Origin of the sequence: Amycolatopsis sp. NPDC058986 (assembly GCF_042741125.1) — a bacterium.
Classification (GTDB): Bacteria; Actinomycetota; Actinomycetes; order Mycobacteriales; family Pseudonocardiaceae; genus Amycolatopsis.
Map to the genome: position 1 here is coordinate 80,523 of NZ_JBHYJW010000011.1, position 12,200 is coordinate 92,722.

At 70.1% G+C, this 12,200-nt stretch carries 9 protein-coding genes; 3 read left to right on the top strand and 6 right to left on the bottom strand.

Annotation, left to right across the window (positions count from 1 at the left end):
• The first annotated feature begins 69 nt into the window (after positions 1–69).
• Entirely contained in the window at positions 70–1,884 is a 1,815-nt protein-coding gene (locus tag ACFW0G_RS13010) for an alpha-L-fucosidase (RefSeq protein WP_378325272.1), read from the top strand.
• 11 nt (positions 1,885–1,895) lie between these two features.
• On the top strand, positions 1,896–3,788 hold the full coding sequence (locus ACFW0G_RS13015; RefSeq protein ID WP_378325274.1) for an alpha-L-fucosidase: 1,893 nt from the start codon (positions 1,896–1,898) through the stop codon (positions 3,786–3,788).
• A gap of 248 nt (positions 3,789–4,036) precedes the next feature.
• Here ACFW0G_RS13015 and ACFW0G_RS13020 read toward each other — a convergent pair whose 3' ends face one another.
• From ACFW0G_RS13020 to ACFW0G_RS13040, 5 genes are all read right to left on the bottom strand, one after another.
• Positions 4,037–5,101, bottom strand: a complete 1,065-nt coding sequence (locus tag ACFW0G_RS13020; protein WP_378325275.1) for an FkbM family methyltransferase — start codon at positions 5,099–5,101, stop codon at positions 4,037–4,039.
• 13 nt (positions 5,102–5,114) lie between these two features.
• Positions 5,115–5,216 (bottom strand): hypothetical protein, encoded by a 102-nt coding sequence (locus ACFW0G_RS13025; protein ID WP_378325403.1) that lies wholly within the window; start codon positions 5,214–5,216, stop codon positions 5,115–5,117.
• Positions 5,170–5,514, bottom strand: coding sequence for a hypothetical protein (locus ACFW0G_RS13030; protein ID WP_378325405.1), 345 nt, complete (start codon positions 5,512–5,514; stop codon positions 5,170–5,172). The genes ACFW0G_RS13025 and ACFW0G_RS13030 overlap by 47 nt, the downstream gene beginning before the upstream one ends.
• Before the next feature lie 114 nt (positions 5,515–5,628).
• Positions 5,629–6,885 (bottom strand): DUF222 domain-containing protein, encoded by a 1,257-nt coding sequence (locus ACFW0G_RS13035; RefSeq protein ID WP_378325276.1) that lies wholly within the window; start codon positions 6,883–6,885, stop codon positions 5,629–5,631.
• Between the two features lie 209 nt (positions 6,886–7,094).
• Complete coding sequence (locus ACFW0G_RS13040) at positions 7,095–10,232, bottom strand: BTAD domain-containing putative transcriptional regulator (protein ID WP_378325277.1); 3,138 nt, start codon at positions 10,230–10,232, stop codon at positions 7,095–7,097.
• A gap of 97 nt (positions 10,233–10,329) precedes the next feature.
• On the opposite strand from ACFW0G_RS13040, the gene ACFW0G_RS13045 reads away from it, so the two are divergent.
• A complete protein-coding gene (locus ACFW0G_RS13045; protein WP_378325278.1) occupies positions 10,330–11,208 on the top strand; it encodes an alpha/beta fold hydrolase in 879 nt (292 codons plus the stop codon).
• A gap of 7 nt (positions 11,209–11,215) precedes the next feature.
• Here the strand turns inward: ACFW0G_RS13045 and ACFW0G_RS13050 are convergent, their stop codons facing one another.
• A complete protein-coding gene (locus ACFW0G_RS13050) occupies positions 11,216–12,184 on the bottom strand; it encodes a zinc-binding dehydrogenase (protein WP_378325280.1) in 969 nt (322 codons plus the stop codon).
• Positions 12,185–12,200: the final 16 nt, after the last annotated feature.

Below are 12,200 nucleotides of genomic sequence, written 5' to 3' on the forward strand. Positions count from 1 at the left end.
AGGGTGTTTCATCGGATGTTTATCGGCTAACGTCGGATCGTCTCGAGGAACCTCATCGCGGAGGGCGTCATGATCGGTCGGACCATGCGACGCGGGCTGGTGGCGGTACTGGCCGCCGTGGCCGCGCTGAGTACCCCAGTCGCCGCCACGGCGGCCCCGGCGGAACAGCCGGGGCCGGGCACGAACTACGCGATCGACGACCCGTTCACCTCGCCGCGCACGCAGTGGTGGCGCGACGACCGGTTCGGGATGTTCATCCACTTCGGCGCGTACTCCCAGCTGCAGGGCACCTACACCCGGCCGGACGGCACGGTCTGCCGCGACGCGGAGTGGATCAAGCGGCAGTGCGGCATCCCGATGGACCAGTACGAGACGATCGCGTCGCAGTTCAACCCCAAGGACTTCGACGCCGCCAAGATCGTCGCCGCGGCCAAGTCCGCTGGGCAGAAGTACATCGTGCAGACCGCGAAACACCATGAGGGCTACGCGATGTGGCCCACCAAGGTCAACACCTGGAACCTGCGCGACCATTCGTCGTTCGACCGCAAGCGCGACATCCTCGCCGAGATGAAGACCGCCGCGGACAAGGCGGGCATCGCCTACGGCCTGTACTACTCCATCTGGGACTGGCACGACCCGGACTTCGCGAACCCGGCGACGTTCCCGAAGTACAAGGCGCGGATGTACGCCCAGCTCAAGGAGCTCGTCGACAACTACCACCCGAAGATCCTGTGGTTCGACGGCGAATGGAACACCGACAACCCGGTCAACAACTGGTCCGCCCGCGACGGCGAGGAACTCCAGGGCTACGTTCGCAGCCTCGATCCGGCCATTGTGATCAACAACCGGGTCGGCAAGCGGCGGGTGACCGACGGCGACACCGGCACGCCCGAGCAGGAGATCCCGGCCGCGCCGGTGGACGGGCAACTGTGGGAATCCTGTATGACCCTCAACGACCACTGGGGCTTCGCCGAGTACGACCACAACTGGAAGTCGCCCGCCGATCTGACGCGGAAGCTGTTGTCCATCGCCAGCCGCAGTGGCAATTACCTGCTCAACATCGGCCCGGACCGCTACGGCGCGGTGCCCGCCGAGTCGATCGACCGGCTGAAGGCGATCGGGGACTGGCAGCGCACCGCCGGGCAGGGCAAGGCGATCGCGGGTGCGAGCAGCCCCGGAGTGGTGGCCGAACCATCGTGGGGCGTGGTCAGCCGCAAGGGCGACAAGCTGTACGCGTCGGTGTTCCAGTGGCCCGGCGAGGGAAGGCCGCTCACGCTCGACGCGCTCGCCCCGTTCGACGTCACCGGCGTCCGCGTGCTGGGCAGCGCCCAGAAGGTGACCGCGGCGCGGGACCGGAACAAGGTCGTGGTCACGCCGTCGGGCAGTGCCACCAACCCGACCGCCACCGAGATCGAACTGACCATCCGGACGCCGCGTCCCGCCGCCGTCGCCGGGACCGGCTTGACCGCCCAGTTCTGGTCGAACGCCACGTTCTCCGGTGAGCCCGTGGTGTCCAGAGTGGACCCGGCGGTCAACTACAGCTGGAAATACAGCGGTTCACCGGCCCCGTCGGTGCCGAACGGGACGTTCTCCTCGCGGTGGACCGGCGCGATCACCCCGGACTTCTCGGAGGACTACACGATCACCGCGATCTCCGACGACACGGTGAAGGTGTGGATCGACGGCAAGCTGGTGATCGACAACTCCGCGCCGCACGACGCCACGATCGACAAGGCGAGCGTCCGCCTGCTCGCCGGGCAGTGGTACTCGATCAAGGTCGAGCAGACCCAGCAGGGCGGGGAATCCACGATGAAGCTGCTGTGGTCCAGTCCGGACACCCCCCAGCGGATCATCCCCGCCGCCAACCTCTACCCGGCGTCCTGAGGAGATCGTCGATGCGCCGTTTCCGCCGCCTGCTGACCGGAGCCGTCGCGCTCGCCGCCGTGCTTCCGCTGGTGCCCGGTGCGCCGGCGGGCGCCGCTCCGGCCCCGAATTCCCGGTGCGGCCAGCAGATCACGCCGTCGTCGATCATCCCCGTGCTGCCGTGCGACGACTTCGCCCGGATTCTCGCGAAGGCCGCCAACACGGTGCCGGACGAGGGGCAACTCGCCTGGCAGCAGCGTCCGGTCACCGCGTTCACCCACTACGGGATGAACACCTTCACCAACCGCGAATGGGGCTCGGGCGCGGAGAAGGAATCGACCTTCTCGCCGTCCACTGTGGACACCGAACAGTGGATGCGCTCGCTCAAGAGCGCCGGTGTCTCCCAGGTGATGCTCACCGTCAAGCACCACGACGGGTTCGTGCTCTATCCCAGTCGCTACACCAACCACTCCGTCGTCGCGAGCCCGTGGTGGCTATCCACAAAGGACTGCGTCAAGCTTCCGGAAGTCCGGGCAGCGCGGGAAAAGGCCCAGGGTGAGCGCGCGAACAACCCGTCGGCGTACTGGCAGGTCCGCGACGCGGGATGCGCCAACGCACGCGGCGACATCCTGGCCGACTACGTGGCGTCGGCGCGCAAGGCGGGGCTCAAGATCGGTGTCTATCTCTCACCGGCGGACGGCTCGGAGCTGACGTCGTCCTTCTTCGCGGAGGAGGTCAAAGCGGTCGAGGCGAAGGTCGCCAAGGGGGAGAGCCTGTCGATCGAGGAACGAGCCGTCTACGAGGATCGGGCGAACAAACCGGCGGGACAGGGCCGATACGGCTCCGGCAGCGCGGTCACCCGGCGGACCATCCCGACCCTCGTCCCGGGCGACGATCGGGCGGCGGCGCTGGCCGCCGGGAAGCTCCCGAAGTTCTCGGTCGACGAAGACGACTACAACGCCTACTACCTCAACCAGCTGTACGAACTGTTCACCCAGTACGGCCCGATCGACGAGATGTGGCTTGACGGCGCCAACCCGTGGCGCGGCGCAGGCGTCACCGATAACTACGACTTCACGACGTGGTTCAAGCTGATCCACCAGCTCTCCCCGAACACGGTCACGTTCGCCGGGCCCGCCGGCGTCCGGTGGGTCGGCAACGAGAACGGCCGCGCCCGCACCACCGAATGGAGCCCGCTGCCGACCACCGGCGATCCGCGGACCGCGCACAACGAGGAACTGTTCCTCGGCGGCGCGGAGGCTGCCGACCTGGGCTCGAGGGCGGTGCTGGCCGACCCCTCGGTCCGCTACCTCCAATGGGCTCCGGCCGAGGCGGACGTCTCGATCCGGCCTGGCTGGTTCTGGCATCCCTCGGAACAGCCGAAGACTCCCCGGCAGCTCGTGGATCTCTACCGGGAATCCGTGGGCCGCAACGCCTCCCTGCTGCTCAACGTCCCACCCGGCACCGACGGTTCGATCGGCCCGGCGGACTCGGCCGCGCTGGCCGCGTTCGGTACGGCGATCCGCCGGACCGAGTCGGTCAACCTCGCCGCGCCGCCGCCGGGGCAGCCGACCTCGCCCGCGGTACGTGCGGTGACCGACGACGCGCTCGCCACGTCGTGGTCGCCGGAGCGGGGTGCGCTAGAAGGAACGTTGGAAATCCCGCTGTCCGGGGCCAGAACGTTCGACCAGCTCCGGCTGGGCGAGGACATCCGTCACGGTCAGCACGCGGAGGGTGCCGTCGTGCAGGCGTTGAAGAACGGCCAGTGGACCACGGTCGCGACGGTGACGACGATCGGCTACTCACGGATCGTGACGCTGCCCGCGCCGGTCACGACCGACCGGGTCCGGGTGCAGGTCACTCAGTCGAGAGCGCGGCCGTACCTGAGCACCTTCGCGCTGTACCGCACCGTCGAACCCGCTTAGACGTCCACTGAGGACTGATAGACGAGGGTCCGGTAGGGCGGGCGGCCGTAGGTGGTGCGGTAGTAGGTGGCGAAGCGACCGGGGTGGAAGAAACCCCACCGCGCGGCGATCTCCCGATGTCCGCGGCGCGGGTGCCGCCGGTGGCGATGGTGAACGCGCTGGAGATCAGCCGGGTTAAGCGGAACGGGAAATCCGCCAAGTTTGGATCGCCCGGGCGGTACGGCCACGCGAATGGAGCAGAGCGCGAGTCAGCGGCGGCGGAGGCGGGCGTACGCGCGGCGGGGGATGGCGGCCCAGCGCCAGGTCTTCGTGGCCGTGATGGCGTCGAGCCGGGTCCGGAGGTCGTCCCGTTCGGCGGTCACCCGGGCCAGCTCCGCGCGGAGGGGAGCGGTGGCCGCGGCCAGATCGTGTTCGAGCTCGCCGAACAGCGAGTCGCGGTAGCGGGCGCGGCTCACCGGAACGTGGAAGTCCTTGTCCCGCTGGTCGAACGAGACGGCGATGAGCCCGTCACCGCTGACGGATTCCCCGACGCTGTGCTCGGCGACGACGTGCGCGCCGGCGTCGGTCAGCATCCGCAGGACGCGCTGGTGCGTGAGCGGATCACCGGAGATCGAGTGGTGGTGGGTCGAGACGATCAGGAACCGCACGCGGCCGGAGCGAAGGTCGTGGGCGGCCCTTTCGATCAGGAGGGTTTCGGCGCCCTGGACGTCCGCGAGGACGAGGTCGGCGTGGTCGAGCCTGGTGGCGTCCATCAGGGACGCGAGGTCGTGCTGGACGACGTCGTGGTTCCGCCCGTCGCTTTCGGCGGGGAAGGGGAGGACGTGGCCGGGTCGGTCGCCGATCGCCGCGTGGACGAACGTGACGCGGCCGGTGTAACCGTTGAGCGCGGCGTTCCGGCGGCCGACCTCGAGGTAGTTCGGGTCGGGTTCCATCGCGACGACGTGGGCGCCGGGGAGCGCGTGGCAGAACCAGAGGCCGTAGTAGGTCCAGAAGCTGCCGAACTCGATCATCGCCGGCGAACCGCCGTCCGCGGCGAGCCGCTGGACGAGGCGGTGGAAGACCCGCTCTTCCTGCGGTTCGTGGTGCCCGCGCAGGGTACGGATGATCTCGGCCATCCACGCGCCGTAGTAGCCGCCCTCCTCGACGAGCAGGCCGTTGTGCATGACCTGGACCCGGCCGCCGTCGTGGTCGCGGCATTCCCCGGCCTGGCCGACCTTCGGGATGGCGTCCGCGTCCCCGCAGGACACGGTCATGGCCATCCGGCGCGCCAGCTCCGGGTCGAATCCGTCCAGACGCGGAGCGAGACGCGACATGCGTACCTACCTTTCAGCGATAGCGAGGGCGGTGCGGGACGCACCAGGCGTGGTGGCTGACGGTGAGACTACCGGTGGGGGCCGTGGAGTCGCGGACCGCGGTGAACGGGGGAATCTGGGCGACCTCGACGCAACCGCTGGTTTCCTTCCCGGATCGAGCAGTGCGGAAGAATGGCGGCAAGGACGAGATACTGGACCTGGTCGCTGGGTGGTTGGAAGAGGCTGATGATGCGCAGGCTCTCGTGCATCGGGGTCGGACACGCGCCGAGGTAGAGCCCGGCCTCCCAGGTTTCGACGGTGCGCAAACCCCGTTCCCCCAGGGAAAGCATGCCCGGGTTGTGATCGATCCTGGTGGTGACTTCCCGCAGACTCTGCGCCTCGCGTCGCGCCTTGAGTTTGGCAGCGGTCCGCATCGCGGCCACTCTCGTCCTCAGGCCCGCGAACGGTACGTACTCCGCGTCCCATCGTCATGACAGGAACGCGCGGATTCACCACAAGGGAGGTGGTGTTACATCGCTGATCCGCCGTCAGGTCCTATGGATGGTGTTGCGTCGGGGTGTGCGGGTGGCGTCCAGCCACGCGGGCGGGATGAACTCCGGGAGCCCGTCGGTGGCGATGCGGACTTCCCATTCGGAGTGGTGGATTACCTTGTGGTGGACGGAACATAGGAGCACGAGATTGTCCACTTTGGTCTCACCGTGGTGTGCCCAGTAGACAATGTGGTGCGGCGTACAACGGTAAGCAGGCGCATCGCAACCCGGGAAAGCGCAGCCGCCGTCGCGGCGGATCAAGGCGCGGCGGATGGCGGGGGTGGCAAGGCGTTGGGCGCGGCCGACATCGAGGGGTTCGCCGTGTGAGCCCAGCACCATGGGGATGATTTTGGCGTTACACGCCAGTCGCCGTGCCTCGGACGCGGTGATCTCACCGAGAAGATCAAGAGTTGCCTGGCTGATCCCGGACCGCAGTTCCTTGAGCCCGACAGTGACGACAATGTGGGTGGCTTCTCCAGCCTGCGTGGGCAGGTCGGGATGTTCAGCCCACATCCGCACCAGCTCCGAGAACGCGCAACCTTGCCGTTCCCACTGGGTTCGGGCGTCGCGGCCTTCTTCTTCGGTGGCGGGGCGGGGTTTCGCGAGCGGATCGAGCATCGCTTGCAGGCGCGCGGAGGTTTCGTCATCGACGCGGGCTTTGATCTGCTGCCCGCCGTCGCGGTGCGGTGCGATGGAGAACTCGGGTTGGAAGGATTTCGGGTCGCGGATTTTGGGTTCGCGTCCGTCGGGGTCGAGCTGGGCGAGCAGGCGTCGTCCGGCGGTGCGGATTTCGCGGGGTCCGGCGACTCGGGCTAACTCGGCGAGGATCTTCTCGGCCTGTTCCCGTTGCTGCACCGGGACGGCGGCGGGGAGTTTGTCGAGCACGCGCAGGATTTCGTCGATCTGGGCGGCGCCGATCGCGCCCTCGGCGGCGGCCTGCGCGGTCGCGGGCGCCATGGGTGGCTGCTCCCCGGAAGTCAGGTCGCGGGTGCCGTTCAACGCCAGCGCCCGCGCAGCCCGTGCTTTCGCTTCGGCGTACGGGATGTTCAGCGTCTCCTGCAACAGCCGCACAAGACTTCCGTAGCCGGTGGTGTCCCGCACTCCGCGGCGTTCGAGTTCGGCCATGACCTCGCCCTGCACGGCAGCCTCGCGCCGCTGCACGGACTCGGACTCCAGGAGCCGTGAGAGCAGGCAGTCGACATCGACGCGCCACCACTCGGTGGGCGTTGCGGAGGTGCTGCTGTCGACTGACATGCCACCACGATACCCCGCCCGATCGAACATGTGTGCTATCGATCGGGTGAACCTTGAGGGCGCAGTTTCCCTTGCCGTATAAGGGATTTCGGCAAAATGCAGCTGTGGAGCTTGGGGAAGACTTGGCGCGCTTCGCCCGCACGCACGCGTCGTGGTCGGCAGCCGGAGTGGGGTGTGGAGGACCTGCTGGTCAGCCTCGCTGACGAGAGCTATCCGGTCGCGACGTGAAGCCTGCGGGCCTGTTCGCGGTGTTGCGCGGCTTCGTCGGCCAGTCCCAGGGCATCGGCGAGATCGGCGAGGTAATGCGCGACAGGCCCGAGGGTGACGAGGCCGCTACCGGCAGCGAGTTCATCGGCGGCGGGTAAGAGGGCGTCATAAGCCTTGCGCGCCAAGGCTTTGTCGCCGACGCCCAAAGCGGCGACGGCGGTGAGGCATAGCCTGGCCTCGTAGAGCAGGTCGCGGGGCGAGTCGGGGAGTTCCCGTACGGCAGCCGCTGCTTCGTTGCGACGGCCGGAAGCGAGCAGGAGTGCCGGGCGGGCCCACGGTTCGTACGGGCCGTAGTTCAGAGTGTCCATAGCGGACTGTCCACTTTGGATGCGGAGGCACAGCAGAGCCAGCGGGAGGAGGCCGTCCTCCACTCCGCGCATTCCGGTGCTGGGCAGCCGGACGGCCGCCGTGCGATACGCGGCTTCCGCCTCGGCCGAATGGCCCGCTGCCGCCAGCCGCAGTGCGGCGTACCAGTCGGTGAAGACGCTCACGAGCGGGAGTTCGTGTCGTTCGCCGAGTGCGTCCGCCGCCTGCGCGTGGCGGTCCGCGGCGGCGAAATCCGCGAGCGCCGCCGAAGCTTGCAGCAGGATCAGGTGTCCGAGGACCTCGAAGGGTATCAATTCGTGGCGTGCGGCGAGATCGACCAGTTCCCGGCCGATCTCCGCGCGTTCCGGGGCGAGCCCGGCGTGGGCGAAGGAATGCATGAAACGGGCGTTCAGTGCGAACGCCAGGAGACCGGGGTCCGCGAGCTGCCGGGCGAGTGTTTCGGCCTCGGCTGCCGCGCGCGGTCCGCACTCGTCCGGCATGCCCCGGAGTTCCAGCGCGATGGTGCTCAGCAGACGGCAGCGCTGTTCGGTTTCTTCTGGAGGGAGGGCGGAAAGGGTGCGTTCGGCGGCGTCGACGACCTGGCGGGAGAGGCCCGGGTCGTCGTTGCGGGTCCAGATCGCCGGGACGTCGAACGCGGTGATCACGCGGGCGGTGAGCGCGGGATCGCCGAGCCGTTCCGCGGCGGTGATCGCCGCCGCGCGGTGCGTGCGCGCGGACTCCAGCCTGCCGGTGACCGCCAGCGCCCGCACCATGCCCATGACCGAGTCGAGCCGGGTCCGCGGGTCGTCGGCGCCGGAACGGTCATGCGCTTCGACGGCGTCGCGCCAGAGCCGCGCCGCTTCGTGGGGTGCGAAACGTCGTTCGGCCTGTTCGGCGGCCGTGCGGGCGTAGCGGGCCGCGCGGGCGGCGGCGGACCGGCCATCGGCACGGAGGAAATGCCGGGCGAGAGCGTCGAAGTCGTTGGGGCGCAAGCGTTCCAGCGTTTCCCCGACGGCGGCGTGCCAGCGCGCGCGGCGCGGCCGGGAGATGTCCTCGTACAGCGTGTCCCGGACCAGGGCGTGCGAGAACCGGATGCCGTCGTCGTCGACGAGGAAGCCAGCCAGCAACGCCGACTCGACGGCGTCGAGCACACCGTCTTCGTTGCCCGACAATGGGATCAGCAGGTCGAGGTCGAGACCGATGACGGCGGCTTGACGCAGCGTCGTGAGGGCTGATTCCGACAACGTGCCGAGCCGATGCCGGAGGACGTCTCGTACACCGACCGGCACCGAAGTCAGCGCCTCGGGCCCTTCGGCATCCAGCAGCCGGGCGAGTTCGGTGACGAAGAACGGGTTGCCCCCGGCGCGATGGTGGACCGTCCGGGCGAGTTCCCGGCCGACGTCCTGGTGAGCGGTCGAATTCAGCAGCTCCGCGACGTCCGCTTCGGACAGCCCGCCGAGGTGGATCCGGACGGGTCCGGCGCGGGCGACGCGGCCGAGCGCGGCGGTCAGCTCGGCGGAGATCTCGGTGGTGCGATAGGTCCCGACGAGCAGGATCGGTCCCGGCACCGGGGCGGCGGCCAGCGCGGTCAGTGTCGCGAGGGTTTCCTCGTCCGCCCAATGCAGATCGTCGAGTACGAGCAGCAGCGGCGACTTCGTGGCGGCAGTGCTCAACGCGGCGGCGATGGCTTGGCGCCTGCGGAAAGCGGGGGAGCCGTCGGGCGCTTCGACGGCCGGTACCGCAAGCGCGGCGAGCAACTCGGTCCACGGCCACGCGGTCGGTGCGCCCGCGTGTTCGGGATTGCGCCCCCACACCGTGGTCCAGCCTTCGGCCGCGAGCCGCTCGCCGAACGCCTCGGCGAGTGTGGTCTTGCCGGACCCCGCCTCGCCGGACACCAGCGCCAGGCTCAGTTTTCCGTGTGCCTTGGCTGTCGCGGCGGCGGCCCGCAGGTCGGCGATCTCCCCGTCACGCCCGACGAAAGGCCGTTCATCGGGTCCTGGTCGGACGATTTCCCCGACGTCCGCGGCCTGCCGGGGCAGGAGGTGCGGGGCGTGGGCGAGGACGTCGGCCTCGAGCTGCCGCAGTTCCGGCCCGGGATCGACGCCCAGCTCGACGTCGAGAATCTTCTTCGCCCGGCGGAGCGCGTCGAGGGCGTCACCCTGGCGTCCCGCGCGGTAGAGCGCCAGTACCAGCAGGCGCCAGGCGGCCTCCCGCCACGGCCGCTCGGCGAGGTGGGCTTCCAGATCGGGCACGACCGCGTCCGCCCGGCCCAGCGCGAGCGCGGCCTCCGCTCGCCGTTCGACGGCCAGCAACCGAAGCTCGTCGAGACGGTCGATCTCGGCCCGGGCCCAAGACTCGTCGGCGAACTCGGCGTAGGCGGGGCCACGCCACAACGCCAGCGCATCGTCCAAACTGGACAGTGTGGCGTCCCGGGCGGTGACCGCGGCCTCGAACCGCCAGGCGTCCACCGCTCCGGCCTCGGCACGCAGCGCGTACCCGGGCGCGGAGGTGACCAGCAGCCGGGCAGGCGACCGGGGCGGCCGATCGGGTTCGAGCGCGCGGCGCAGCGCGAAGACGAACGTCCGGATCGTGCCGACGGCGTTCTCCGGCGGCTCCTCCCACAGGTCGTCGATCAGCCGCGACAGCGGGACGACGCGGCCCTTGGCGAGGATCAGCCGCGCCACCACCGCGCGCTGCCGGGGTCCGCCGAGGTCGACGCCGGACCCGCCCCGCGCGGCGACGAGCGGGCCGAGCACGCCGAATTCCACCGTCACGGGGACCACCCTAATCCGGCACTGATCCGGTGCTGATCTCCGCCGCGCAGGGTGGTGACCAGGCGCCGGACCGGCGCCGGGGACGAGAGGAAACATCGTGAAGACGAAGATCGCCGGATTCGGCTACCGGGAGGTCACCACCCCGGACGGCGTGCGGCTCAACGTGGCCGTCGGCGGCTCGGGGAGTCCCGTGGTGCTGCTGCACGGCTTCCCGCAGACCCACCTGATGTGGCGGCACGTGGCGGCCGATCTGGCCGCGGACCACACCGTGATCTGCCCCGACCTGCGTGGCTACGGCGACAGCGGCAAGCCGGCGGACATCGACGGCGAGACGTACGCGAAGCGCACGATGGCCGCCGACGCCGTCGCGGTGGCGCGGGAGTTCGGCTTCGACCGCTTCGCGCTGGCCGGACACGACCGGGGCGCGCTGGTCGCCTTCCGCGCGGGCCTCGACCACCCTGGCGCGATCAGCCACCTCGCCCTGCTCGACGTGCTGCCCACGCTGGACACGTGGGCGGCGATGAAGGGCAGGGAGGCCGCGATCGGGTTCCACCTCTACCTGATGGCCCAGCCGCCCGGACTGGCCGAGCAGCTGATCGCCGGCGCCCCGGACGTGTTCTTCGGCTACTTCCTCGACCTCTGGGGCCGGGACCCCGGGGCGATTCCGGCCGACGTCCGTGCCGAGTACCTCGCCGCGTCGCGCGACGCGGTCGACTCGATCGTGGCCGACTACCGGGCCACGGCGAACATCGACATCGAGCACGACCTCGCCGACCGGGAGGCGGGACGGCGGCTGGAGATGCCGGTGACCGTGCTGCAGGAGGACTGGGGCGCGGCGATGGGCTTCGACGGCGCCGCGCTCTGGCGTGCGTGGGCACCCGACCTCGAGCACGTCACGATGTCCTCGGGGCACTTCATGGCCGAGGAAGCGCCCACCCAGGTCGTCAAGGCGCTGCGCGCGTTGCTCGCCAGGTAGCCGGGCGTCACGGCACGAGCAGGCTCTTCCCGACGAAGCGGCGCGCCTCGATGTCGGCGTGTGCCGCGGCGGCCTCGGCGAGGGGGTAGGTACGGCCGACGACCGGCCGTAACCTGCCCGCCGCGGCCTCCGCGAGGACGTGCTTCACACGGCGCGGGGTCTCCGGCCAGAACTCCGGGAGCTGGGTCATGTCCACCACGGTCAGGCGTCGCCGGTCGGCCTCGGCGATGGTGGTCTCGGCGCCGCTCGCCATGCCGTAGCCGGAAAAACGGCCGCCGTCGGCGAGCAGTGCCACCGCCGCCGCGCCGACGTCGCCGCCGAGGCCGTCGAACACGACGTCCACCCCCTGGTCGCCGGTGAGGTCCCGGACCTGCCTGACCCAGTCCGGCGCGGAGTAGTCGATCGCGGCGGCGCCCAGATCCTGTGCTATGGCAAGCTTTTCCGGGCCGCGGACCGCGGCGATGACACGGGCGTTCTCGGTGAGGGCGAGCTGGACCAGCAGATTGCCGAGGCCGCCGACCCCGGGCGCCACCAGGACGCGTTCCCCGGCACGCACCGGCGTCTTCTCCAGCAGCGCGACCGCGGTGCTGCCGTCGTCGAGCAACGCCAGCGCGCTGTGCAGGCCGAGTTCGTCCGGCACCGGGAAGAGGGTGCCCGTGGCCGCGATCGCCGTGTCGGCGTAGCCGCCGCCGTATCCCGTACCGGCCTGCGCGAGCACGCGGCTGCCCAGCCAGTGGTCGTCGACCCCGGCGCCGAGGGCGTCGATGGTCCCCGCCACCGCGCCGCCGGGGATGTACGGCGGCTCCACCGCGAAGACGTCGGGGCCGTCGCCGGAGCGGATCCGGGCGTCGAGCCATCCCATCCCGGCCGCGGCCACGGCGATCCGGACCTCACCGGGGCCGGGTTCGGGGGTGGGCAGTTCGACAAGGTCCAGGACGTCGGGGGCGCCGAATCGGGTCGCCATGATCGCTCGCATTCCCCGAGTCTGGAAC

Bases quoted from the DNA above. Each gene is read 5' to 3' on its own strand.
- ACFW0G_RS13010 (WP_378325272.1), top strand. From the start codon at position 70: ATGATCGGTCGGACCATGCGACGCGGGCTGGTGGCGGTACTGGCCGCC.
- ACFW0G_RS13015 (WP_378325274.1), top strand. From the start codon at position 1,896: ATGCGCCGTTTCCGCCGCCTGCTGACCGGAGCCGTCGCGCTCGCCGCC.
- ACFW0G_RS13020 (WP_378325275.1), bottom strand. From the start codon at position 5,101: ATGTCGCGTCTCGCTCCGCGTCTGGACGGATTCGACCCGGAGCTGGCG.
- ACFW0G_RS13030 (WP_378325405.1), bottom strand. From the start codon at position 5,514: ATGCGGACCGCTGCCAAACTCAAGGCGCGACGCGAGGCGCAGAGTCTG.
- ACFW0G_RS13035 (WP_378325276.1), bottom strand. From the start codon at position 6,885: ATGTCAGTCGACAGCAGCACCTCCGCAACGCCCACCGAGTGGTGGCGC.
- ACFW0G_RS13050 (WP_378325280.1), bottom strand. From the start codon at position 12,184: ATGCGAGCGATCATGGCGACCCGATTCGGCGCCCCCGACGTCCTGGAC.